At 69.9% G+C, this 23,120-nt stretch carries 15 protein-coding genes and 1 riboswitch; of the genes, 7 read left to right on the plus strand and 8 right to left on the minus strand.

What is annotated here, in order from left to right; all coding sequences use genetic code 11:
• On the minus strand, positions 1-648 hold the full coding sequence (locus tag ACESMO_RS11635) for an outer membrane lipoprotein carrier protein LolA (protein WP_372708310.1): 648 nt from the start codon (positions 646-648) through the stop codon (positions 1-3).
• Positions 649-873: 225 nt separating this feature from the next.
• Entirely contained in the window at positions 874-3,237 is a 2,364-nt protein-coding gene (locus ACESMO_RS11640) for a DNA translocase FtsK 4TM domain-containing protein (RefSeq protein ID WP_372708311.1), read from the minus strand.
• 160 nt (positions 3,238-3,397) lie between these two features.
• Here ACESMO_RS11640 and ACESMO_RS11645 point away from each other — a divergent pair, with 160 nt between their 5' ends.
• Complete coding sequence (locus ACESMO_RS11645; protein WP_372708312.1) at positions 3,398-4,651, plus strand: UbiH/UbiF/VisC/COQ6 family ubiquinone biosynthesis hydroxylase; 1,254 nt, start codon at positions 3,398-3,400, stop codon at positions 4,649-4,651.
• A 40-nt stretch (positions 4,652-4,691) separates the two neighbouring features.
• On the opposite strand, the gene ACESMO_RS11650 is transcribed toward ACESMO_RS11645, so the two are convergent.
• From ACESMO_RS11650 to rpe, 5 genes are all read right to left on the minus strand, one after another.
• Positions 4,692-4,886 (minus strand): Trm112 family protein, encoded by a 195-nt coding sequence (locus ACESMO_RS11650; RefSeq protein WP_372708313.1) that lies wholly within the window; start codon positions 4,884-4,886, stop codon positions 4,692-4,694.
• Between the two features lie 54 nt (positions 4,887-4,940).
• Entirely contained in the window at positions 4,941-5,600 is a 660-nt protein-coding gene (locus ACESMO_RS11655; protein ID WP_372708314.1) for an LON peptidase substrate-binding domain-containing protein, read from the minus strand.
• Between the two features lie 10 nt (positions 5,601-5,610).
• Positions 5,611-6,507, minus strand: coding sequence for a thioredoxin (gene trxA, locus ACESMO_RS11660; protein WP_372708315.1), 897 nt, complete (start codon positions 6,505-6,507; stop codon positions 5,611-5,613).
• Between the two features lie 117 nt (positions 6,508-6,624).
• On the minus strand, positions 6,625-8,442 hold the full coding sequence (locus ACESMO_RS11665; protein WP_372708316.1) for a heparinase II/III family protein: 1,818 nt from the start codon (positions 8,440-8,442) through the stop codon (positions 6,625-6,627).
• Complete coding sequence (gene rpe / locus ACESMO_RS11670) at positions 8,439-9,098, minus strand: ribulose-phosphate 3-epimerase (RefSeq protein WP_372708317.1); 660 nt, start codon at positions 9,096-9,098, stop codon at positions 8,439-8,441. Before rpe ends, ACESMO_RS11665 begins: the two co-directional genes overlap by 4 nt.
• 350 nt (positions 9,099-9,448) lie before the next feature.
• Between rpe and recQ the strand changes: the two genes are divergently transcribed.
• Together recQ and ACESMO_RS11680 are read left to right on the plus strand one after the other, a co-directional pair.
• Complete coding sequence (recQ, locus tag ACESMO_RS11675) at positions 9,449-11,320, plus strand: DNA helicase RecQ (RefSeq protein ID WP_372708318.1); 1,872 nt, start codon at positions 9,449-9,451, stop codon at positions 11,318-11,320.
• Positions 11,321-11,396: 76 nt separating this feature from the next.
• Positions 11,397-12,308 carry an aldo/keto reductase gene (locus tag ACESMO_RS11680; protein ID WP_372708319.1) on the plus strand — a complete coding sequence of 304 codons (912 nt, stop codon included), beginning with the start codon at positions 11,397-11,399 and terminating at the stop codon, positions 12,306-12,308.
• Here ACESMO_RS11680 and ACESMO_RS11685 read toward each other — a convergent pair.
• Positions 12,292-14,130 (minus strand): TonB-dependent receptor plug domain-containing protein, encoded by a 1,839-nt coding sequence (locus ACESMO_RS11685; protein WP_372708320.1) that lies wholly within the window; start codon positions 14,128-14,130, stop codon positions 12,292-12,294. The genes ACESMO_RS11680 and ACESMO_RS11685 overlap by 17 nt on opposite strands.
• A 164-nt stretch (positions 14,131-14,294) precedes the next feature.
• Positions 14,295-14,509: riboswitch (cobalamin riboswitch) on the minus strand.
• 51 nt (positions 14,510-14,560) lie between these two features.
• On the opposite strand from ACESMO_RS11685, the gene mutS reads away from it, so the two are divergent.
• The 4 genes from mutS to trpS all read left to right on the plus strand — a co-directional run bounded on the left by mutS (position 14,561) and on the right by trpS (position 22,933).
• The gene (gene mutS, locus ACESMO_RS11690) at positions 14,561-17,266 is read left to right on the plus strand and encodes a DNA mismatch repair protein MutS (RefSeq protein WP_372708321.1); all 2,706 of its coding nucleotides are present in this window, start codon (positions 14,561-14,563) and stop codon (positions 17,264-17,266) included.
• A gap of 100 nt (positions 17,267-17,366) precedes the next feature.
• On the plus strand, positions 17,367-20,099 hold the full coding sequence (glnD, locus tag ACESMO_RS11695; RefSeq protein ID WP_372708322.1) for a [protein-PII] uridylyltransferase: 2,733 nt from the start codon (positions 17,367-17,369) through the stop codon (positions 20,097-20,099).
• A gap of 144 nt (positions 20,100-20,243) precedes the next feature.
• Entirely contained in the window at positions 20,244-21,821 is a 1,578-nt protein-coding gene (gene murJ / locus ACESMO_RS11700; protein WP_372708324.1) for a murein biosynthesis integral membrane protein MurJ, read from the plus strand.
• A 56-nt stretch (positions 21,822-21,877) separates the two neighbouring features.
• Positions 21,878-22,933 (plus strand): tryptophan--tRNA ligase, encoded by a 1,056-nt coding sequence (trpS, locus tag ACESMO_RS11705; protein WP_372708323.1) that lies wholly within the window; start codon positions 21,878-21,880, stop codon positions 22,931-22,933.
• Positions 22,934-23,120: the final 187 nt, after the last annotated feature.

Raw genomic sequence — 23,120 nt, forward strand, 5'->3', positions numbered from 1 at the left:
CTAGTTGCGGCGCGGCCGCTGGGTCGGATCGCGCAGCTGGAACAGGCTGGCGGCCAGGCCCGAGGTGCGTTCCAGGGAGGTCAACTGGGTGCGGGTTCGCGCGCCCTGAGCGTCCGTGATCGTCCACTCCTGCAGACGCAACGGAGTGCCGGCGAAGGACAGGATGACCATGCCGTCGCCGGGGCGAGACTGGTCGCGGGCGGTGATGGCGAAAGCACCCGAGGCCATGCGGGTGACGCGGGTGATCGTCACGCCACGGTCGAGACGGATGTCGCGGGCCAGGAAGGTCGACAGCGGCGTCGCACTCAGCGGCACCTGGCGGAAGACGTTCAGGCGGGGATCGAAGCGCTTCACGTTCGAGCCGTCGGCGACCACCAGCAGGCCGGCGGGGATGGTGTATTCGAACCGCATCCTGCCCGGGCGCTGCAGCCAGAAGCGCCCCTCGCGGCGCTGGGCCCCGGAGGTCTCGACGAAATTGCCCTGGCCGGCCGACAGGCCCTGAAGATAGGCCTGCGCCTGGGTGACGGCGCGCCGGTCGTCCACCGACAGCGCGTTCTGTGCGGCGGCGGGCAGGGCGGCGAATGCCGTGATGGCGGCTGAGCCCAGTGCAAAGGCGCGGCGCGACAGGTCGGGGTTGGAGATAGGCATGGACGGTTTCCCGTTCGGGATGGTTGTCGAAGAGGGCGTTGATGCCGGATCGATCTGTCAGCGGCGTGACCTGAGCCTGACCATATTCCGGCGACGGGATGAAGCGCCATTCATGAACGACGGTTCCCGCGAGCTGTCAGGTTCAATCACTCCGTCATCCTGGGACAAGCCGAGGCTGAAGGGTCTCATGTTGTACAGGCGGCGTATCGATCGCCGCCTTCACGTCTACATCGGCGGCGGACCCGCCAGAATGTCCCGCTTGCCGGCGTGGTTGGCCTGGCTGACGACGCCCTCCTGCTCCATCCGCTCGATCAGGGAGGCGGCGCGGTTGTAGCCGATCTGCAGGCGGCGCTGAATGTAGCTGGTCGAGGCCTTGCGGTCACGGGTGACCACGGCCACGGCGCGGTCATAGAGGTCGTCTCCGGACCCGCCACCACCACCCTCGTCGCCGAAGGCCGCGTCGCCATCGCCGTCCGGATCGTCGGTGATGAGGTCGAGATAGTCCGGCTCGCCTTGGCCGCGCAGGTGTTTGCAGACCTCGTCGACCTCCTGATCGGTCACGAACGGCCCGTGCAAACGGGTGATGCGGCCGCCGCCGGCCATGTAGAGCATGTCGCCCTGGCCAAGCAGCTGCTCGCCGCCCTGTTCGCCGAGGATGGTACGGCTGTCGATCTTGGACGTGACCTGGAAAGAAATTCGGGTCGGGAAATTGGCCTTGATGGTGCCGGTGATGACGTCGACCGACGGACGCTGGGTGGCCATGATCAGGTGGATGCCGGCGGCGCGGGCCATCTGGGCCAGACGCTGGACCGCGCCCTCGACGTCCTTGCCGGCGACCAGCATCAGGTCGGCCATCTCGTCCATGACGACGACGAGGAAGGGCAGGGGTTCGGGGCGGATCTTCTCGGATTCATAGATCGGGCGGCCCTGGTCGTCGAAACCGGTCTGGACCGTGCGTTCGAAATGCTCGCCCTTGGCCACGGCCTCGCGGGCGCGTTCGTTGTACGAGGCGATGTTGCGCACGCCGAGCTTGGACATGCGGCGGTAGCGGTCCTCCATCTCGCGCACGGTCCATTTCAGGGCGACGACGGCCTTCTTGGGGTCGGTGACGACCGGGGCCAGCAGGTGCGGGATGCCGTCATAGACCGACAGCTCCAGCATCTTGGGGTCGATCATGATGAAGCGGCACTCGGCGGGGCTGTGGCGGTACAGGATCGACAGGATCATGGCATTCACCCCGACGGACTTGCCCGACCCCGTGGTGCCGGCGATCAGCAGGTGCGGCATGCGCGCCAGATCGGCGACATAGGGCTCCCCGCCGATGGTCTCGCCCAGCGCCAGCGGCAGCAGATGGGCGGGTTTGTCGTATTCGGTCGAGGCCAGCAGGTCGCGCAGATAGACGGTCTCGCGTCGGGCGTTGGGCAGTTCGATGCCGATGGCGTTGCGGCCGGGCACGACGGAAATGCGGCAGGCGCGCGCGCTCATCGACCGGGCGATGTCGTCGGACAGGGCCACGACGCGACCATGCTTGACCCCAGGGGCGGGTACCAGTTCGTACAGGGTGACGACAGGGCCGGGCCGGATCTGGTCGATCACGCCGCGCACGCCGAATTCCTGCAGCACGCCCTCCAGCATCTTGGCGTTCTGCTTCAGGGCCTCTTCATCGACCGAGGCGACGCGCTTGGCGGGCTTGGTCAGCATGGACAGGGGGGGCAGGTCGAAACCGCCCGAGGGACGAGCGAAATCGAAGGCGGCCTGGCTGTCGTCGGCCTCCTTGCGCGTCTTGGGAACCTTGGCGGCGGCGACCTTCGGCTCGGGCACCCCGCGCGCGGGGACGGGTTGATCCCAGCGCGGGCCGTCGGCGGTGCCGAAGGCGACGCCGTCGTCCATCCCGGGTTCTGGCGCGGGCCGGGCGCGCGGCGGGGCCTTGGCGCGGTCGCGACGGGCGTCGGCGGCGGGCGCGGGGTGGCGTCGCCCTCCGCTCGCCCAGGCCCAGCCGTCGCCCAGATCGGCGAAACGCAGGCCGATGGCGTAGCCGATGCCCCACAAGGCCAGAGGCAGGAAGACTACGGCGGCGGCGATCGCGGCCCCGGGAAGTCTGAATCCCGCGAAGGCCATGCGGAACAGGCTGACGATGGCGTCGCCCCACAGGCCGCCAAGGCCGCCGGCCAGCGGCCATGCGGCGGGCAGGGCCAGGGCCGACAGAACGGCGGACAGGGCCAGGACGCCGCCGGTCGCGGACAGGGCCTTGATGGCGGTGGGCTTGAGCCGCTGCTGGATGGCGTCGCCGATGGCGCCGGCCAGTCCGAAGGCGATCAGCAACAGGGTCGCGGGCCAGGCCGTCAGCCCCAGAGACTGCATGAACAGGTCGGCGAAAAGGGCTCCGTTGGCGCCCAGCCAGTTGGTCGCCGTCGCGCCCGAGGCGACATTCAGGCTGGGGTCAGACGGATTCCACGAGATCAAGGCGACCAGAAGCAGGGTCGACAACAGGGCCTGAAGGACGCCCCGGAAACGCACGACGAAGGGCGCGAACCAAAGGATGCGGGCACCGTCGAAGGCGCGCTGGCCGATGGCGAGGGCGGCGGACATGCGGCGGGAGCTCCAGGCAGTCGATCAGTCCCGCTGTTGTCGCCCGCTCAGGGTTAAGAGGCTGTTTACCTGGCGAGGCGCGAGAGGCGAAGGCGACCCACTCCCCTCGCCGCGCTTTGCCGCACTGGACGTTCGGGCTCTGCGGCGCGACAAACGGCCCATGAATACGACCGACCATTATGACGTCATCATCGCCGGAGCCGGCATGGCCGGGGCGACTTTCGCCCTCGCTGCGGCACAAGGCGGGCTGAAGGTCGCGCTGGTCGATCCGCAGCCGTTCGCGACCCAGTTGGCGCCGACCTTCGACGGCCGCTCGACGGCCATCGCCTTCTCGACCTTCCGCATGCTCGACGCCCTGGGCGTCGGCGAGGGCTTGCGGCAGCACGCCTGCCGGATGGATCGCATTCTGGTCACCGACGGCCGTCGGCCGGGCGCGGCGTCGCCAAACCCCTCCTCGGCCTTCCTGCGCTTCGACGCGGACGAGATCGGCGACCGCACGGCGGGCGAGCCGCTGGGCTATCTGGTCGAGAACCGCCGCATCCGCGCCGCCCTCGCGGAGGCCGTGACCGCCGCCGGGATCGAGGTTCGGACACCCGCCGCCATGGCCGCGATCGAACCCGGTCCAGCGCGGACACGGGTGACGCTGAAGGACGGCGCGACGCTGGAGGCTTCGCTGGTGGTAGGGGCCGAGGGCCGCGTCTCGCTGGTCCGGCAGATGTCGAAGATCGACGTCGTTGGCTGGGGCTATGGCCAGAGCGGCGTCGTGGCGACCGTGTCCCTGGGACGAGACCATGGCAATGTGGCGCACGAATATTTCCTGCCTTCAGGCCCCTTCGCCATCCTGCCGCTGACGGAGCGTCGCGCCAGCCTGGTGTGGACGGAGACGACGCGCCGCGCCGAAGCCTTGGTTGCGGCGTCGGACGCGGCCTTCCACGCCCATCTGATGCGGCGCTTCGGCGACTTTATGGAAGACGTCACGGTCGTGGGACCGCGCGTCGTCTATCCCCTGACGCTGCAACTTGCCGAGCGGCTGACCGCGCCCCGCGTCGCTCTGATCGGTGACGCGGCCCATGCGGTACATCCGGTCGCCGGGCAGGGGCTGAACATGGGGCTGAAGGACTCCGCCGCCCTGGCTGAAGTGCTGATCGAGGCCATGCGGCTGGGCGAGGACATCGGTTCGGAGACGGTGCTGGACCGCTATTCGCGCTGGCGGCGGTTCGACAATACGGCGCTGGCGGCCGGGTTCGACGGCTTCGTGCGGCTCTTCTCGAACGACTTGCCGCCGATCCGGTTGGCACGCGACCTGGGCATGGCGGCGGTCAACCGCATCGGCCTCCTGCGCCGCGCCTTCATGCACGAGGCGGGCGGCGCGTCCGGTGACCTGCCGCAGTTGTTGAGGGGCGAGGCGGTGTGACGTCTGCTGCTTGTTCGCTCAGCGCATGGGCAGGAGACCGTCAGTCCAGCGTCCGCGCCTCTTCCGGAAGCATGATCGGCACGCCGTCGCGGATCGGATAGGCCAGTTTGGCCCCCTTCGAGACCAGTTCCTGGCGGTCGCGGTCATAGGTCAGCCTGCCGCGCGTGACCGGGCAGACCAGCACCTCGAGCAGGCGGGGATCGACCGAGGCGGGGGTGTGGAAGGCGTCACTCATGAAGTCATTCTAGGGGCCAACCGTGCTCGGTGCCAACTCGGCACCGGTAGCCCCTCACTGCATCGACTGGGGTTCGCCGTCGCTGTTGTCAGCGGCGTCTATGCGCATCAGGGCGGTCAGGACGGCGGCGCGGTCGTTCAGGCTGACGGCCTCAAGCAGCGCCTGTTTCTCGGGCGCCTCGAACGGCAGGGCCATGGACAGGCTGTTGATCAGGGCTTCGGGCGGGGCGCCTTCGGCCGTGTCCCAGTCGATGTCGAGGCCGCGCGTCTCCAGATAGGCACCCAGGGCTTCCAGCAGATTGTCGCGATCAAGCGCCGCCCCGTCGGCGTCTGGCGCGCCCAGATCCGCTTCGAAGGGGGTGAAGTCGGCGCGGATCTGGCGATAGGGGGTCTGGGTCGGCAGTTCGCTGGCCAGGCGGAAGCGGGCACAGCCGGTCAGGGTGACCAGATAGCGGCCGTCAGACGTCTCGGCGAAGCTGGTGATGCGTCCGGCGCAGCCGACGGGCGACAGGCTGGGCAGCCCCCGCGAGCCGGCGGTGGGCTGTATCATGCCGATGATGCGGTCCCCGGCCATGGCGTCGTCGACCATGTTCAGATAGCGCGGCTCGAAGATGTTGAGCGGTAGCTGGCCGCGCGGCAGCAGGATCGCGCCCGGCAGAGGGAACACCGGAATGACCTGCGGCAGGTCGATGGTCTTCACATAACCCTGGGCCACGACGGTCTCCTCAGGCGAAAAGGATGGAGGACAGGCGACGACGCCCGTCGCGCGCGATCTCGGACGTGGCCCCGGCGGCGTCGAAGACGACCAGGAGCTGCTTGCGGGCGGCATGGTCGTTCCAGTCGCGGTCGGCGGCGACGATCTTCAGCAGATGATCGACCGCTCCCGATAGGTCGGCGGCCAAGGCCAGGGCCAGAGACAGGTCGAAACGGGCCTGAAGATCGGTGGGATCGGCGGCCACCCGGGCCTCCAGAGCGGCGCTGGCACCGACGGGCGCGGACGAGGCGAGGGCCAGCCGGGCCCGGACGGACTGGACGGTCGGGTGTTTCGAATCCACCGGGGCCATGGCGATGGTCTGGCGCGCCTGATCGGCGTCGCCGTCGGCCAGATAGACCCGCGCCATGCCGGCGATGGCCGTTTCGTTGGCCGGTTCCAGCGTCAGGACCTGGGCGAAGGCTTGGGCAGCGCCGCCGGAATCGCTCAACGACAGGGACTCTTCGCCCATCGACAGGAATTGCTCGACGTCGGAGTTGATGCCGGGTCCGCCGGTCAATTTCTCGATGAAGGCCTTCAGCTGGCTGTCGGGAACCGCGCCCTGGAAGCCGTCGATCGGCTGGCCGTCGACGAAGGCAAAGATGGTGGGGATAGACTGGACGCGGAGCTGGCCCGCATAGGCCGGGTTCTGATCGACATCGATCTTGACCAGCTTGACCCCGCCCTGCGCCGCGCGGACCGCTTTTTCCAGCGCCGGAGTCAACTGGCGGCAGGGGCCGCACCAGGTGGCCCAGAAGTCGACGATGACCGGCTGTATCTTCGACTGGGCGATCACATCGTCCATGAAGCCGGCGTCGGAACCGTCCTTGATCAGGTCGTCGGAGGTCGTGGTCGGGTCGGCGAGGCTCATCGTTCGGTCCTGTAGACGGAAAGGCTGTACCGCGTGGTGGTCAGATGGTCTCTGACTCCGGCGGCCTCAAGTGGCGCGGCATAATAGCCCGTTGCGCCGTGAGGCGAGAGGCGACCTTCAGGACGGGTCGCTTCCCGCGCCGGCGGGGCTCAGCTTCCAGCGGATCTTGGTCTCGGAATCGGTGCGGGCCGAGCCGCGCACGACGATCTGCAGCGAGCGGCGCGTCAGGCCGTCGACGATGTGGACCGCCGGCTCGATGGCCACGTCGGGTCCGTCGGTGCGGAACCACCAGCCGCGGCCCGAATGGCCGCGCAGCAGGATGGAGCGCCGGTCGCGGGCCAGCGACGCTTGGACGCCCGGCTCAAGCTGGAAGCGCACGGCATACGGGGCGGCTATCGCGCGCACCACCTCCCTCTGGCCGGGGGCGGGGTGCAGACGCTCCTCGGCGCGCAGTTCGTCGAGGCGCTGGTCCAGATACAGGCGGCGTTGGTGCAGCAGGCCATAGTCGTGCACCCAGCCGTCGTGCTCGACCTCCAGCCAGACCGCGCCCTCGCCTTCGCGGTGGTGAGTCTCCAGGTGCAACGGCCGCCCGATCAGGCGCGCGCCCATCAGATCGGCCTTCCAGCCGCCCAGGGGCTCGGCCATGGAGCGTTCTCCCAGCGTCAGGGTCGAATGGCCCGGCGGCAGGCGCAGGCCCTGACGCTCAAGGGCGCGCGGCGTCCAGCCGCAGCCGGTAACCAGCCGGTCCTTGCCGCACACGATCTCGAGCGCCAGAGGCTGGGCGCAGGCGCCGGTGGACCAGGCGTCGCGCGCCGGCGGGGCCGTGTCGGTCACGACCGTCAACAGAGGGCTGCGGATGCGGACCACTCCGCCCACCGCGCCGGAAGGATCGGCGTCCTTGCCGCGCGCGCTCTCGTCGTGCGTCCGGGCGGCGGCGACGCGAGCGGGGGTGGAGGGGCCGCCCCCCTGCATGGTCGTCAGCCGCCCGTCCGGCAGGGTCTGGACGCGGAGCGCGCGGGTCAGGCGCTGGATCGCGCCGCGCACGGCGTCGGGCGTGGGTTCGGAGACCTGGGCCAGGGCGTCTTCCAGCGTCAGCAGGTCGAGCAGCAATTCAAGCCCGGCTTCCGGGCTGCGCGAGGCGTGGCCACCGTCGCCAGCGATCGCGCGAGCCAGAGCCTGCGGCAGGCGGCCGAGAGCGCGGCGGCGGACCGAGGCGCCGGGCGGACCGGACAGGGCGCAACCGGCGATCGCCGCTGCGGTCAGGCGCTCGGCCATTCCAGCCGCGCCGCCGGGCGGCCGAAGAAGCTGGCGCGCCTGACGGCCGAGGACGTCGGCCAGCCGGAGGCGTTCGGCCTCGGGCGCGACCTGCGACATGCGCCGGGCCGCGCAGGCGATTCGGTAGGTCCGGCGACCGAGGATGTCCGGTCCCCAGGCGAAGGGCGACCAGCGCGCGAAGGTCGTGGCCCACGCCAGCGTCAGGCGCAGGGCCTCGCGCGCGCCAACCTCGCCCTGAAGCATCAGGGCGGGCATCCAGGCGAAGCCGTGGAGCTCGCCGGCGAAGGCCCGGGTCGGACTCGGCCGGTTCCACGGATCCTCGGGGGCGGGGGCTTCCAGACCGGATCCGGCGAGAATGAATTTGCCGCCGAGCAGGCCTTTGCCCGAGGTGGGATCGACGGGGCGGAAATCGCGCGGCGTGGCGGCGAAGCCTTGGGCGACGCGGCCCTTCAGGGTCATCGCGTAACCGGGCAGGCCGTAGAGTTCGATCCACACCTGTCGGGTCAGCAGCCGAGCGACAAGGCCGGGCCACTGGTCCGCCGCCGTGGCGGCAGCACCGGCGCGGACGGGGGTCCGCATCGGCGCGCCGCGCAGACCAGGAATCTCTCCCTGCGGCGTCGCGTCGTCTTCGGCGCGGGCGAAAGGACCGAGCGGGCTCACGCTGTCTTCAGCGCCCGGATGTTGGCGGCATAGGCGGGCGGGCCGCCGCGGAACACAGCGGTGCCCGCGACAAGCGCGTCGGCCCCGGCGGCGACGCAGGCCCCGGCGTTGGCGGCCGTGACGCCGCCGTCGACCTGGAGATGCGCCTTCGACCCGGCCGCGTCGAGCAGGGCGCGGGTCCGCTCGATCTTGCGCAGGCTGCTTTCAATGAAGGACTGACCGCCGAAGCCGGGATTGACCGACATCAACAGCACCAGATCGACCCGGTCTATGACGTCTTCCAGCACAGCCAACGGCGTGCCGGGGTTCAGCACCACGCCGGCCTTGGCGCCCAGATCGCGAATGCGGCCCAGGGTGCGATGCAGGTGCGGGCCGCTTTCGGGGTGGACGGTCAGGATGTCGGCCCCGGCCTCGCGATAGGCCTCCAGCCAGTTGTCGACCGGCGCGACCATCAGATGGACGTCGAAGGGCAGCGAGGTGTGGGGACGCAACGCCTTCACCACATCGGGGCCCAGGGTGATGTTGGGCACGAAATGCCCGTCCATGACGTCGACGTGAAGCCAATCCGCGCCTGCGGCTTCTAGGGCGGCGACCTCCTCGCCCAGACGGGCGAAATCGCTGGCGAGGATGGATGGACAGATAAGGGGCTCGGCCATGCGCCGGGGATAAGGCGGGTCGCAGGCGGGAGCAAGCGCGCCGGGCTTTATCTCGCACCGCGACAGCTACACGGTTCGGTCATCGCGGGTGATGTGGCGGCCGAACGATCCGGAGATCGCTATGAGCGAACACCTCGCGACCGTGGAATGGAGCCGGTACGGCCAGGCCTGCGCCGACAACCGCTACAGCCGCCGGCACGCTTGGACCTTCGACGGCGGCGCGGTCGTGCACGGCTCGTCGTCGACCGCTATAGCGCGAATTCGATCCGGGCTGACGTCGTGGTCGAGCCGCGCTGACGGCGGTCCATTCGACCGTTCACACGGCGGTACAAAACGGGCACAAGGCCGCGATGCCGACCGACTCGCTTCTCGCTCCCGCCGCCGCGCCCTCGCTCGCGGACGCCCGCGCGACGCTGGAGCGGGTCTGGGGCCACGCCGACTTCCGCGGTCTGCAGGCCGAGGTCACGACCGAAATCCTCGCCGGCCGCGACGTCGTCGCCGTGCTGCCGACCGGAGGCGGAAAGTCGGTCTGCTACCAGATTCCGGCCATGCTGCGCCCCGGGCTGGGGCTGGTCATCTCGCCCCTGATCGCCTTGATGACCGATCAGGTCGAGGCCTTGAAACAGCAGGGCGTGGCGGCGGCGCGACTGGATTCCGGCGTCTCCATGGACGACCGCTCGGCCATCTGGAGCAGGGCGCGCGCGGGCGAACTGGACCTGCTCTATGTTTCGCCCGAAGGTCTGGCCCAGCCGCATCTGATCGACCGGCTGCACGACCTGCCGCTGAGCCTGATCGCCATCGACGAGGCCCATTGCGTCAGTCAGTGGGGCCACGACTTCCGCCCCGACTACCGCACCCTGGGCCGTCTGACCGAACTGTTCCCCGGCGTGCCGCGGATCGCCGTGACCGCCACCGCCGATGCCCGCACCCGCGACGACATCGTCCGCTCGCTGAGGCTGGAAGGCGCCAGGGTCGTCGTCGACAGTTTCGCCCGCCCGAACCTTCAGCTGTCGGCCGTGCGCAAGGAGAACGCCTCGCGGGCCAAGACCGACGCCGCCGTCATCGATCTGGTGCGCGCCCGGCGCGGCAAGTCCGGCGTGGTCTACTGCGGCTCTCGTGACGGCTGCGAACGGGTCGCCGATGCCCTGAAGACCGCCGGGACCAACGCCATCGCCTATCACGCCGGCATGGACGCCCGCGATCGCGACCGGCGGCTTGAGCGCTTCCTGGCCGAGGACGGGGCCGTCATGGTGGCGACCATTGCCTTCGGCATGGGGGTCGACAAGGCCGACGTCCGCTTCGTCATCCACGCCGATCCGCCTGGCTCGCTGGAAGCCTATTGGCAGGAGATCGGCCGCGCGGGCCGGGACGGCGAACCCGCAGAGGGCATCACCCTGTACGGCCCGTCCGACATCGCCTGGACCCTGAAACGGCTCGACGGCCGCCCCATGGCCGAAGAGGTCAAGGCCGTACAGGTCAGGAAGGCCCGCCAGCTGTTCGCCATGCTGGACGGCGCGACGTGTCGCCCTCAGACGGTGCGGCGTTATTTCGGCGAGACAGACGCCCAGCCCTGCGGCGTTTGCGACATCTGTCTGGACCCGCCCGCAGTGTTTGATGCGAGCGTCCCGGCGCAGAAGGCGCTGGCGGCCGTGCAACGGCTCGGCGCGCGGTTCGGCAAGACCCGCGTCATCGACCATCTGCTGGGCAAGACCAAGGAGGTACAGCCGTGGGAAACCGCCCTCTCGACTTGGGGCATCGGTGCCGACATCGCCCTGCATACCCTGCGCGATGTGGTCGATCACCTGATGTTCGAGGGCCTGCTGGTCGAGGACCCCAACGAGGGCAAGCCGCTGGTCCGGATCGGCGATCCCGAGGCCGTCCGCGCCGTCTATCGCGGCGAACGCGTCGTCGAGGTGCGCCTGACCCCCGCCCGGGTCGTCGGTTCCAAAGAACGTGTCCGCACCGGACGCAACGCCGCGCTGGAAACCATGGACGCCGACGTCCGCGCCCGCTTCGAGACCCTGCGCGCCTGGCGCCGCGACCGCGCCGCAGAACAGCGCGTCCCGCCCTATGTGATCTTCCAGGACAAGACATTGCTGGAAATCGCCCTCGCCGAGCCGGAAAATCTCGAGACGCTCGGCCACATCTCGGGCGTCGGCCAGACCAAGCTGGACCGATACGGCATGGGCGTTCTGGCCGCCTTGGCGCAGACTGTGGACTGAAACCACCGTTCGCGAGGTAAGGTTCGCGCAAGGTCTTGGAAGGGGCACCTTAAACTTTCGCCGTCACAGTCCCGTTGTGATCCCAAGCCGAGCCCAGATTCCGGTCGACAAACTCGCTCTGGCCGTGGTGCACGCGCCGGACCGGGCCATTCCCGCGCCCGCCGGAGCGCGTGAGGAATCGCTGCGTTTCCTGCTCCAGACCGCCGCCGATTCCGGCGTCAACCGCATCGCCACCCGACCGGACGGCGACAGCGAGCGCTGGCTGGGTCAGGCCTGGCCCTTCCCTTCTCCTTTTCAGGTCACTGTGCGGACGGTGCCCATCGCCGACGGGGTGGATCGTGTCGAGGCCCGCGCCCGTCGCTCGCTCGAGCGTCTCGGCCTGCCGCGCGGGGACACCTTGCTGGTGTCCAGCGCCTCCGATCTGGCCGGGGCCGAAGGCCGCGCCTTGTGGGATCGTCTGCTGGCGCTGAAGGATCGCGGTCTTTATCGGCGCATCGGTTTCCGTGCCACGATCGAGGACGGCCCCGCCTTGCTGGCGCGACGCTTCCAGCCGGACGTGGTGCAACTGCCCTTGAACATGCTGGACCAGCGCGCGGAACACAGTGGCGTCCTGTCCGAACTGGCCGGGCTGGACGTGGCCGTGCATGCCTCCGCGGTGTTCGCCGGGGGGCTGCTGTTCATCAGCGGCGAGGCGTTGCCGCCGGAGATGCACCGCCACGCCCCGACCCTGTCGCGTATCCGTCTCCGTCTGGCCGAGGCGCGAATCGATCCGATGCAGGCGACCCTGGCCTACGTCATGGGTCGCCCCGAGGTTTCCGCCGTGGTGACCAGCGTGGGCTCGGCCGCCGAGTTGCGCGCCGTCATCGCCGCCGCCCACGCCCCCGCCCCCGCCCTGGACTGGGCCGCCCTGCAGCTTGAGCCGGCGACGGCGATGGCCGCCGCCGGCCCCAATTCCCAAGGACGTGGTCGGGTCAGTAGCGCAGCCTGATCCCGACATAGGCTGACCGGCCCGGCTCGCCGTAGCCCAACACCTGCTGATACCGCTCGTCCGCCAGATTCTCGATCCGCGCCGTCAGCTTGACCGTTTCGGTCAGGGTGTAAGACCCGTTCAGATGAGCGGTGACGAAACCCGCTCTGACCCCGCCGGCGTCATCCTGATCGCTCTCGCCCCGCAGCGTCAGCGCACCCGACAGCCGTTCACCGCTCCAGCCCAGGGTGGCCGATCCCGACTTTTCCGGCACGCGCAACAGCCGTGCGCCGGTGGTTTCGTCCCTGGCTTCCGACCAGCTATAGGCGAGCGTCAGATCCAAGCCCGCGCCCAGCGCCGCCCGGCCCTCCAGTTCCACCCCGTCCGTCGCCGTCTCGGCGACGTTGACGTAAGCGCTGTCGAAGGTCGCGGGATCGAAGACGTAGGTGATCTGGTCCTCGACGGTCAGACGATACAGGGTCGCCCGTCCATCGATACGTCCATCCGCCGAGCGCCAGCCGATCGCGCCCTCGAGGCCTTCCGCCGTTTCGGGGCGCAGGACGGGGAAGGGGCTGGACGAGAAGCAGAAATCGCACACCGCCTGACTGATCGACGGGGCCTTGAATCCCGTCCCGTAAGCCGCCGACAGGGCGAAGCCCGCGCCCGCGTCAAACGCACCCGAGACCCGGCCCGTAATCTTCGAGCCGAGATCGTCGCTGTCGTCGAAGCGCAGCGCGCCGGTCAAGCTCAGTCGGTCCGTCGGCTCGATCCGCGCCGTGGCGAAGGCAGAGGTGGTCCCCAGGTCCTCGGCCAGGCCGGTGGACAGGCTGCCTTGGGTGTCCTCGCGCTCGGCCCCGATGACGAAGTCGACACCCGCGGTCGAGCCATCGGCCTGCCAGCGCAGGACCCGCCGGTCAGCCTCGAAGGTCGAGGGGAAGGCCGAGACGGTTTCACGTGCAATGTCCGACGCCGAAACGCTGAACTGATGTGCCAGGCCGAGCGCGTTCAGCCGCAGCCGGCCGAAGCCGGACCACTGCTCGCTGGACTGGGTGTCCAGCGTGTCGGCCAGGGCGAAGGTCGGAGCGGGGAAGCCGTCGAGGTCGGCGTCGCTGCCGGTCCAGCGGACCGATCCATCCACGTCCACGTCTGGCGCGAAGGCGTAGCGGCCCTTGGCGCCGATCGTGGTCGAGGTGAAGCCGTCGGCTTCCGGGTTGCCGTCCGCCGTGTCGGCTGCGGAGATGCCGTCGGTGTCGAAATGCGAGACCCAGGCCCCGAAGCCGTACTGTTCGGCGGATACCCCCGCCGCCAGCCGGCCGCGCAAGGTCTCGAAGGACCCCGCCTCCAGTTCAGCCGCCAGCCCGTCGATCTCGCGGGTGGTGAAGGCGATCACGCCGCCGATGGCGTCCGACCCCCAAAGCGATGACTGCGGACCGGACAGCACCTCGATCCGCTCGATATCCGACAGCTCCAGACCCGAGACGTCGAACGCCCCGTTGACCTCCGCCGGATCGTTGATGGGCACGTCGTCGATCAGCACCAGCGTCTTTCCGGGCGAGGCGCCGCGTATGCGCACCTGGGCCACGCCGCCGAAGGCGCCGGACCGCACCACCGACAGGCCGGGCACGTCGCTCAGGATGTCAGCCGCGAACACCGCCCCCCGCTGCTCGATCGCCGCGCGGTCGATGACCCGCGCGCCCGGCGTATCGGCGACGATGGCCGGCAGGCGGGTGGCGGTGACCACCACCTCGGGCAGGGTCACATTGGGGTCGTCCGCCTGCTGGGCGTGCGCGGACAGGGGAAACAGCACGGCCGCGGCCGTGGCATAGAGAATGGATCGCGTCATGCGCGGATCTCCGTCGGCCCCGCGCTGGCGCTGCGCGGCGGCAGGTGAACGCGACCGACCCGGCCCTGAAACAGGGCACGGCGCTTGGGCCGGGTCGCTTCGACGGAACAGCTTCCGCGCAAACGGAAGGGTTGGTCCCACGCCTCTGTCTGGTCCCGGACAGCGGGCGAGCGACGTCGGCGGCCAGGTCTCCTGGCTTGCGGGTCAAAAACTGAGGATCACGCCTTCCCGGCAATTCCCGAAGGAATGGGCCAGTGACGCCGAAGCCGAAGCTCGGGATCGATCGTCAGTCTCGCCGCCTACAGTTGCGGGCACAGCCGCGGTGTCTGACCGCGTTCCCTTTACCGCCTGCCGGGGTTGTCGCAGCGTGGCACAGCTTGCGCAAGACGCTTGAGCGCGCCCGCGCAATCCTTCACCTTGCGGCTTTCCCATGAACGCGCCCCTCGTCCACCCTCCGAAAGCCGACGCGGTCCCCTCTTCCGAAGGGACGACGCCGGTCATGGCCCAGTTCCTGGCGGCCAAGGCCAGCCAGCCGGACGCGATAGTCTTCTTCCGCATGGGCGATTTCTACGAGCTGTTCTTCAAGGACGCCGAGATTGCGTCCAAGGCCTTGGGCATCACCCTGACCAAGCGCGGCAAGCACCTGGGCGAGGACATCCCCATGGCCGGGGTGCCGGTGCATGCGCTGGATGGCTATCTCGCGCGTCTGATCCGGCAAGGGTTCAAGGCCGCCATCTGCGAACAGCTGGAAGCGCCGTCCGAGGCCCGCAAGCGTGGCTCCAGGGCGGTGGTGCATCGCGACATCGTCCGCGTCGTCACGCCCGGCACCCTGACCGAGGACAGTCTGCTGGACGCGCGCGGGGCCAACCGGCTGGCGGCCGTGGCGGTGCGCAAGGGCCGGGCCGCCGTCGCCGTGGTCGAGCTGTCGGCGGGCGCGGTCGATGCCGTCGCCTGTTCGCTGGAAGACCTCGGCGCGACCCTGTCGTCCTTCCGCCCGTCCGAAGTCCTCGTGCCCGACCGCCTGTTCTCGGACGAGGCGACCAAGGCCGCGCTCGACGGCTCGGGCGGCGTGGTCCAGGCCCTGCCACAGGCGCTGGCCGAGCCGGTCGGGGCGCGGGCCCGCGTCGAGCGGCTGTACGGCGTCGCCGCGCTGGACGGCTTCGGTGCCTTTGAGGAGGCCGAGGTTTCGGCCTTGGGCCTGATCGCCGCCTATCTGGAAACCACCCAGGCCGGCAAGATCCCCGCCCTGTCGCCGCCGCGCCGCTCGGGCGACAGCGGCTTCCTCGCCATTGACCCGGCCACCCGGCTCAGCCTCGAGATCGATCGCACCCAGCGCGGCGAGCGCGACGGGTCGCTGCTGGCCTGTATCGACCGTACCGTCACCTCGGGCGGGGCAAGGGCGCTGGCCGAGCGGATCGCCCGCCCGCTGCGCGATCCGTTGGCCATCAACCATGGACTCGACGCCGTCGAATGGCTGGTTGAACGGCGCGACCTGCGTCGGGACCTGCGCGACGGGCTGAAGGCGTCGTCGGACGTGGCCCGCGCCGTGTCGCGGCTGGTGCTGGGCCGCGGCGGGCCGCGCGATCTGGGGGCCGTCCGCACCGGCCTGTCGGTCGCCGAAGGTATCGCCGGCCTGTTTCCACCCGCTCGCGACCCGCTGAACGGCCCGCCCGCCCGCATCGTCGCCGCCCTCGATCGGCTGGCCCTTTCGCCCGATCTCGGCCGTCTGCTGGTCGATCTGGCCGAGGGGCTGGTCGCCGAGCCGCCGCATCTGGTCCGCGACGGGGGCTTCGTCGCCGCCGGCTTCCGGCCGGAGCTGGAGGAGGCGCGAACCTTGCGCGACGACAGCCGCCGGGTCGTCGCCGATCTTGAGGCGCGCGCGGTCGCCGAGACGGGGGTGCCGTTCAAGATCCGCCATAACGCCGTGCTCGGCTATTTTCTCGAGACCTCGGCCAAGGCGGCCGAGCCCCTGCTGCGACCGACCGGCGACAGCCCCTTCATCCATCGCCAGACCCTGGCCAACCAGGTCCGCTTCACCACCGTCGAACTGTCGGAGCTGGATGCGAAGATCAGCCAGGCCGGATACCGCGCCCTGGCCATCGAGGGCGAGACCTTCGAGATGTGGCGGCGCACAGTCCAGTCGCTGGCCCAGCCGCTGCAGGCCGTGGCCGAGACCCTGGCCGAGCTGGACGCCCATGCGGCGCTGGCCGAATGGGCCGAGGAGGTCGGCGCGGTCCGGCCGGTGGTGGACGACACTCTGGGCTTTGAGGTCGCGGGCGGTCGCCACCCGGTGGTCGAGGCGGCGGTGAAGGCGCAAGGCGACCCCTATACGCCCAATGACTGCAGGCTGGACGGATCGGGTGCCGCCAGTTCTGAAAGGACGGGGGCCCGCCTGTCGATCGTCACCGGCCCCAACATGGCCGGCAAATCCACCTTCCTGCGCCAGAACGCCCTGCTGGTCGTTCTGGCCCAGGCGGGGGCCTTCGTGCCCGCCCGGTCGATGCGGCTGGGCGTCGTCGACCGGCTGTTCAGCCGCGTCGGCGCGGGCGATGACCTGGCCCGTGGCCGCTCCACCTTCATGACCGAGATGGTCGAGACCGCCGCCATCCTGACCCAGGCAACCGAGCGGTCCTTCATCGTGCTGGACGAGATCGGGCGCGGCACGGCCACCTACGATGGTCTGGCCATTGCCTGGGCCACGGCCGAGGCGCTGCACGACCACAATCGCGCCCGCACCTTGTTCGCCACCCACTATCACGAGCTGGCCGGGCTGGAGACACGGCTGGCTCATGTCTGCAACCTGTCGATGCGGGTCCGCGAATGGAACGGCGAGCTGGTCTTTCTGCATGAAGCCGCGCCCGGCGCCGCCGACCGCAGCTATGGCGTTCAGGTGGCCAGGCTGGCCGGGGTGCCGCCCGCCGTGGTGGCCCGCGCACGGCAGGTGCTGCAGCGGCTGGAGCAGGAAAAGACGGCAGCGATCAATCTGGACGACCTGCCCCTGTTCGCGGTCGCCGAACGCGCCGCGCCGCCACCGTCCAGCCCCGTCGAGGACGCCCTTTCGGTCATCGAGCCGGACGAACTGACGCCGCGCGAGGCGCTGGAAGCGCTCTACCGGCTGAAGGCGATCAAGCGCTGATTTCGGCCCGGGCGAAGTCCAGCACGCGGACGCGGCGTAATCCGGGATGCGGGCCGCGCATCGTTCGCATCGGGAGCGGCGGCGGTCTATACTCGGGGCCATGAGCGTCCGGCCTCGCCGCGTCCCCGATGTCGTCCCTGCCGCCGCGCCGGGACCGGAGCTGTGGGCGCAGGCCGCCGTCGCCGCCGATCCGCGCGGCGCCGCCGTCTCGATCCTGCGCCAGAGCTGGGACGCGGCCCGCGCCCGGGCGGCTCGGCGTCTGGAGGCGGGCGGCGACGGCGTCGAGGTCGCCCGTCTGTATTCCGCCGCCGCCGACGACATGCTGACCGCCCTGTGGCGGTTCGCCACCGAAGCCCTCTATCCGGCGCCCAATCCGACCGAGGCTGAGCGGCTGAGCCTGATCGCGGTGGGCGGCTACGGGCGCGGGGTGCTGGCGCCGTTCTCGGACCTGGACCTGCTGTTCCTGCGACCGTGGAAGCCGATACCGCGCACCGAGCAGGTGATCGAATTCATGCTTTATGTCCTGTGGGATCTGGGCGTGAAGATCGGGCAGTCAGCGCGATCGGTCGACGAATGCCTGTCGCTGGCGAAATCGGACATGACGGTGCGTACCGGCCTGCTGGAGGCGCGCCATCTGGCCGGCGACACGGCCTTGGCCGAGGACTTCATCGCCCGCTTCCGCGCCCTGGTGGTCAAGGCCGACCCGCGCCCCTTCATCGCCGCCAAGCTGGAAGAGCGCGACCTGCGACACCAGAAATCCGGTGCCGTCCGCTATCGCGTCGAACCCAATGTCAAGGACGGCAAGGGCGGTCTGCGCGACCTCAACACCCTGTTCTGGATCGCCCGCTCGCTGGCCCCCGACAGCCCGCTGGGCGCGCGGGTCATGGACGACCTGCTGACCGCGCGCGAGCGACGGACCTTCGAAGAGGCGTTCGACTTCCTGTGGCGCACGCGGGCGCACCTGCACCTGACCGCCGGGCGGGCCGAGGAAAAGATGACCTTCGACCTCCAGCCCGAGGTGGCGCGGCGCATGGGCTGGCGGGGGCGAGGCGACGAGCCGGCGGTCGAGCGTTTCATGCGCCGATATTTTCTGGTCGCCAGAGACGTCGGTGCCCTGACCCGCGCCCTGTCGGCCAAGCTTGAGGCGCGTCAGCAAAAGCCGACGATGAGCCTGTCGCGCCTGATCCCGGGCCGCAAGCGCAAGCTGGGCGTCGAGGGATTCATCGAGGATGCGGGCCGCCTTTCGGTCAAGGGGCCTGAGGTGTTCACGGCCGATCCAAGCAAGCTGCTGACCCTTTTCCGGGTCGCGGACGAGCATGATCTGGACCTGCATCCCGAGGCCTTCTCGGCGGTCAGCCGGTCATTGTCGCTGGTCACCCCGTCGCTGCGCCGCGACCCGGAGGCGACGCGCGATTTCCTTGACGTGCTGGCGCAGGGTCAGAGGCCCTATCGCGTGCTGACGCTGATGAACGAGACGGGCCTGCTGGGCCGGTTCCTGCCCGAGTGGGGGCGGATCGTCGGCCAGACCCAGTTCAACATGTATCACGCCTATACGGTCGACGAGCACACGCTGCAGGCCATCGGCATCATCAACGACATCTGGCGCGGCAAGCTGAAGGCCGAACATCCGACGGCGACGGAGATCGTCCACCGCGTCGACGACTTCGAGGCCCTGATGCTGGCCATGCTGCTGCATGACGTGGGCAAGGGCGGCGACCGGGGCCAGCTTGAGGACGGGGCCATCGCCGCGCGGCGCGCCTGCGACCGGCTGGGCCTCGATCCGCGCCGCACGGAGTTCGTGATCTGGCTGGTGCGCCACCATCTGGCGCTCAGCGACTATGCCCAGAAGCGCGACGTGTCGGACCCCGGCACCATCCGCGCCTTCGCCGATCTGGTCGGTGACCCGGAGCGCCTGCGGACGCTGCTGATCCTTACCGTGGCCGATGTGCGCGCCGTGGGGCCGGGCGTGTGGAACAGCTGGAAGGGACAGTTGATGCGCGATCTCTATCAGCGCACAGAGGCCATGTTCCGGGGCGAGGACGTGACCCGCGCCGACCCCTTGGCTGATCATCCGGAACTGGTGGCGCGGGCGCGCGCATCGGGCGCGGCGGCCGAAGCCCTGTCACAACGGGGCGACGGCGACGACATCCGCTCGGCCACCCTCGTCGCCGTCGCCGCGCGCGACCGTCCCGGCCTGTTCGCTGACCTGGCCGGGGCATTGGCGCGGGCCGGCGCCGACGTGGTCGGGGCCAGGGTGGCCACGGCCGACGACGGCATGGCGCTGGACGTGTTCGAGGTTCACGACGGCGCGGGCAGCCCTTATGGCGAAGCGGAGCCCCGCCGCCTGACCCGGCTGACAACCCTGCTGGAAGCCGCCGCCAGGGGCGATGCGCCCCCGACCGCCGCCGCGCCGCCACCCGTGGTCAACCCGCGACGCGCCGCCTTCGACGTGCGCCCTACGGCCATGATCGATCTGGACGAGACCGCCACCGCCGCCGTCGTCGAGGTGTCGGGCGCCGATCGGCCGGGCCTGCTGGCCGAGCTGGCGCAGGTCTTCGCCGACCACGGCCTGTCGATCCGCTCGGCCCACATCGCAGGTTTCGGCGAGCGGGCGGTGGACAGTTTTTACGTTACCGACCTGAAAGGCCGGAAGCCGAAGCCGGGGCGGAAGCTGGACCGGCTGCGCGAGGCGCTGGAAAGGGTTCTGGACCGCCGCGCCCCCGGCGCGCCCGGCGTCTCCGCCCCCGTCAGGGCTTCCATGCGCGACGTTTCGGAGTTCGGCCGCGCCAAACCATGGCCACGCCCCGTATCGCGGGGACCGGAAGCAGGTTAAGGCGCTGACGAACCTCCAGTCGAAGCCCCCGTGACAGTCCAGACGCCGCCTCCTTCCCCGCCCGCGCCTCCGCCCGAGCCCGGCGACCTGATTTCGCCCGCCCAGCCCGAGGCGGCCGGGACCCCTCCGGTCCGACGCGGCGGCATGATGCGATCGTCGGCGATCTTCAGCGGCCTTACGCTGATCAGCCGCTTCGCCGGCTTCGCTCGCGACCTTGTCATATCCGCCGCGCTGGGCGCCTCGAACGGTCCGGCGGCGGACGCCTACAACACGGCACTGAGCTTCCCCAATCTGTTCCGCCGCATCTTCGCCGAGGGGGCCTTCGCGGCGGCCTTCGTGCCCGCCTACGCCCGGACGCTGAACACCGACGGCGAGGCCGCCGCCGATCAGGTGGCGACGGATGCCCTCGCCGCCGTCGCCGTGGTCACCGTGCTGCTGACCATCGTCGCCCAGCTGGCGATGCCGTGGATCATGACGGTGATCAACATCGGCTTCCTGGACGATCCGGCGCGCTTCAAGTTGGCCGTGATCCTGACCCAGATCACCATGCCCTATCTACCCTGCATGGCGGTGGCCGCTCTGCTGTCCGGCGCGCTGAACGCGCGGGGCCGGTTCATCGTCTCGGGAGCCTATCCGATCCTGCTGAACCTGATCATGCTGGTCGCCGTCATTCCGGCGGCGGGCGACCAGATCGGGGCGGCCCACGCCGCCTCCTGGGCGGTGCTGGTCGCGGGGATCGCCCAGGCCGGACTGTGCTGGTGGGCGGTCAGGAAGGCCGGGGCGAACATCCGTATCGGCCTGCCGCGCCTGACCCCGGCGGTGAAGGCCATCATCATCACCGCCGTGCCCGCCGCGATCGGCAATTCGGCGACCCAGATCAACGTTTTCATCTCGGGCAATCTGGCCAGCTTCGAGGCCGGGGGCCGGTCGTGGCTGGCGACGGCGGACCGGTTGTACCAGTTGCCGCTGGGCCTGGTCGGAGTGGCCATCGGCATCGCCCTGTTGCCGCGCATGTCCGCCGCCGTGGCCTCGCAGGACCATGATCAACAGCAGACGGCGATGGACGAGGCCCTGACCCTGTCCATGGCCCTGACCCTTCCGGCGGCGGCGGCCTTGATAGCCATGCCCTATTTCCTGATCGACGCCCTGTTCACGCGTGGAGCCTTCCTTCAGGTCGATGCCGTCGCCACCGCCCAGGCCCTGTTCCACTTCGGCTGGGGCGTGCCGGCCTTTGTGCTGATCCGCATCCTGGCCCCGGCCTTCTTCGCGCGCAGCGACACGCGTTCGCCGATGACCTTCGCCCTGGTCAATGTCGCGGTCGGGGCAATCTCCATGCTGACGCTGTACAACGTGGGCCTCGGCGTGCCCGGTATCGCCGCGGGTATCAGCATCGGGGCCTGGGCCAATGCCCTGATGCTGGGCGGTGCCCTGTGGCGACGCGACCACTACCGGCCGAGCTTGGCGGCCACCTCGCGCCTGCTGCGAATCCTGCTCGCGGCCGTGGGGCTCGGCGTCGTCGTCGCCGCCGCCTCGTGGGGGCGACCATGGTTGCAAGGCCCGGTCGAGCAGATGCTGGCGACCGTCGGATCGGCACACGGGGCCAAGGAGATCACCCTGCTGCTGGTCACCGTCGTCGGCGGGCTGGTCTATATCGGCCTGGCCTTCGCCACGCGCGCCATGACCCTGGCCGAGGTCAAGGGTCTTTTCCGCCGCGGCCGATGAGTCCGTCGCGCGACTGACGTCTTGCCCCGACGGGTCCCTTGGGGCATTGCCGCCCCATGCTCGAAGTCCCCGCGTCCGCCCCCGCCGCCTCGCCTGTCTATGAGGGCCCGCGTCGCGTCCTGTCCGGCATTCAGGCCTCCGGCGCCCTGCACCTGGGCAACTATCTCGGCGCGCTGAAGCGGTTCACCCAGCTGCAGGACACGGGCGCGCCCTGTTTCCTGTTCGTGGCCGACCTGCACGCCATCACTGTGTGGCAGGATCCGGCCCTGCTCACCGCGCAGACGCGCGAGATCGCCGCTGCCTATCTGGCCTCGGGGCTGGATCCGGCGCGCTCGATCATCTGGCCCCAGTCGGCCGTGCGCGCCCATTCCGAACTGGCCTGGATCCTCAACTGCGTCGCCCGGCTCGGCTGGCTGGATCGGATGACCCAGTTCAAGGAGAAGACCGGCAAGCACAAGGAGCGCGCCTCGGTCGGCCTCTACACCTACCCCGTGCTCCAGGCCGCCGACATCCTGCTCTACAAGGCCACCGAGGTGCCGACCGGCGAGGACCAGAAACAGCATCTGGAGCTGACCCGCGACATCGCCCAGAAGTTCAACACCGACTTCAACGCGCCCGGCTTCTTCCCCCTGCCCGAGCCTCTGACCCAGGGTCCGGCGCCGCGCGTCATGTCGCTTCGCGACGGCATGGCCAAGATGTCTAAATCAGACCCGTCGGACCAGTCGCGCATCAACCTGACCGACGACGCCGACACGATCGTCGCCAAGATACGCAAGGCCCGCACCGATGCCGACGCCTTGCCTGAGACGCTGGACGGCCTTGAGGGCCGCGCCGAGGCGAAGAACCTCGTCACCATCTATGCGGCCTTGGCCGACATCAGCCGCGAGGCCGTGCTGGCCGAGTTCGCCGGCCAGGGCTTCGGCGCCTTCAAACCGGCCCTCGCCGACCTCGCCGTCGCCTCCATGGCCCCGGTCACCGCCGAGATGCGCCGACTAATGGACGATCCCGCCGAGATTGATCGCGTGTTGAAAGACGGGGCCGAACGCGCCGCCGCTCTCGCCGATCCGGTGGTCGACGAGGTCAAGACGATTGTGGGCTTCTGGCGGGCCTGATCTTCGCCCTCGAGCGGACCGCAGCCCTGCGGTGCTGGACAGCGCGTCCTAGAGCGTTCGCCGCTCAAGTTGACGTATAGCCATCATGCCGGAAGTAGTTGGCGCATTCCTGGGGTGTGAAGGCCTTGAGGATATCGCCGATGCGGTCCCAGAGGCCCGTCATTGTGGTCTCGGCGGCGGCTCGCAG

The sequence above is a fragment of the Brevundimonas sp. genome (genome assembly GCF_041688735.1).
GTDB lineage: Bacteria > Pseudomonadota > Alphaproteobacteria > Caulobacterales > Caulobacteraceae > Brevundimonas.

Coding starts and splice junctions, on each gene's coding strand:
- mutS (WP_372708321.1), top strand. CDS start 14,561: ATGAACGCGCCCCTCGTCCACCCTCCGAAAGCCGACGCGGTCCCCTCT.
- ACESMO_RS11650 (WP_372708313.1), bottom strand. CDS start 4,886: ATGAGTGACGCCTTCCACACCCCCGCCTCGGTCGATCCCCGCCTGCTC.
- trpS (WP_372708323.1), top strand. CDS start 21,878: ATGCTCGAAGTCCCCGCGTCCGCCCCCGCCGCCTCGCCTGTCTATGAG.
- ACESMO_RS11645 (WP_372708312.1), top strand. CDS start 3,398: ATGAATACGACCGACCATTATGACGTCATCATCGCCGGAGCCGGCATG.
- trxA (WP_372708315.1), bottom strand. CDS start 6,507: ATGAGCCTCGCCGACCCGACCACGACCTCCGACGACCTGATCAAGGAC.
- rpe (WP_372708317.1), bottom strand. CDS start 9,098: ATGGCCGAGCCCCTTATCTGTCCATCCATCCTCGCCAGCGATTTCGCC.
- ACESMO_RS11685 (WP_372708320.1), bottom strand. CDS start 14,130: ATGACGCGATCCATTCTCTATGCCACGGCCGCGGCCGTGCTGTTTCCC.
- glnD (WP_372708322.1), top strand. CDS start 17,367: ATGAGCGTCCGGCCTCGCCGCGTCCCCGATGTCGTCCCTGCCGCCGCG.
- murJ (WP_372708324.1), top strand. CDS start 20,244: ATGATGCGATCGTCGGCGATCTTCAGCGGCCTTACGCTGATCAGCCGC.
- recQ (WP_372708318.1), top strand. CDS start 9,449: ATGCCGACCGACTCGCTTCTCGCTCCCGCCGCCGCGCCCTCGCTCGCG.
- ACESMO_RS11635 (WP_372708310.1), bottom strand. CDS start 648: ATGCCTATCTCCAACCCCGACCTGTCGCGCCGCGCCTTTGCACTGGGC.
- ACESMO_RS11640 (WP_372708311.1), bottom strand. CDS start 3,237: ATGTCCGCCGCCCTCGCCATCGGCCAGCGCGCCTTCGACGGTGCCCGC.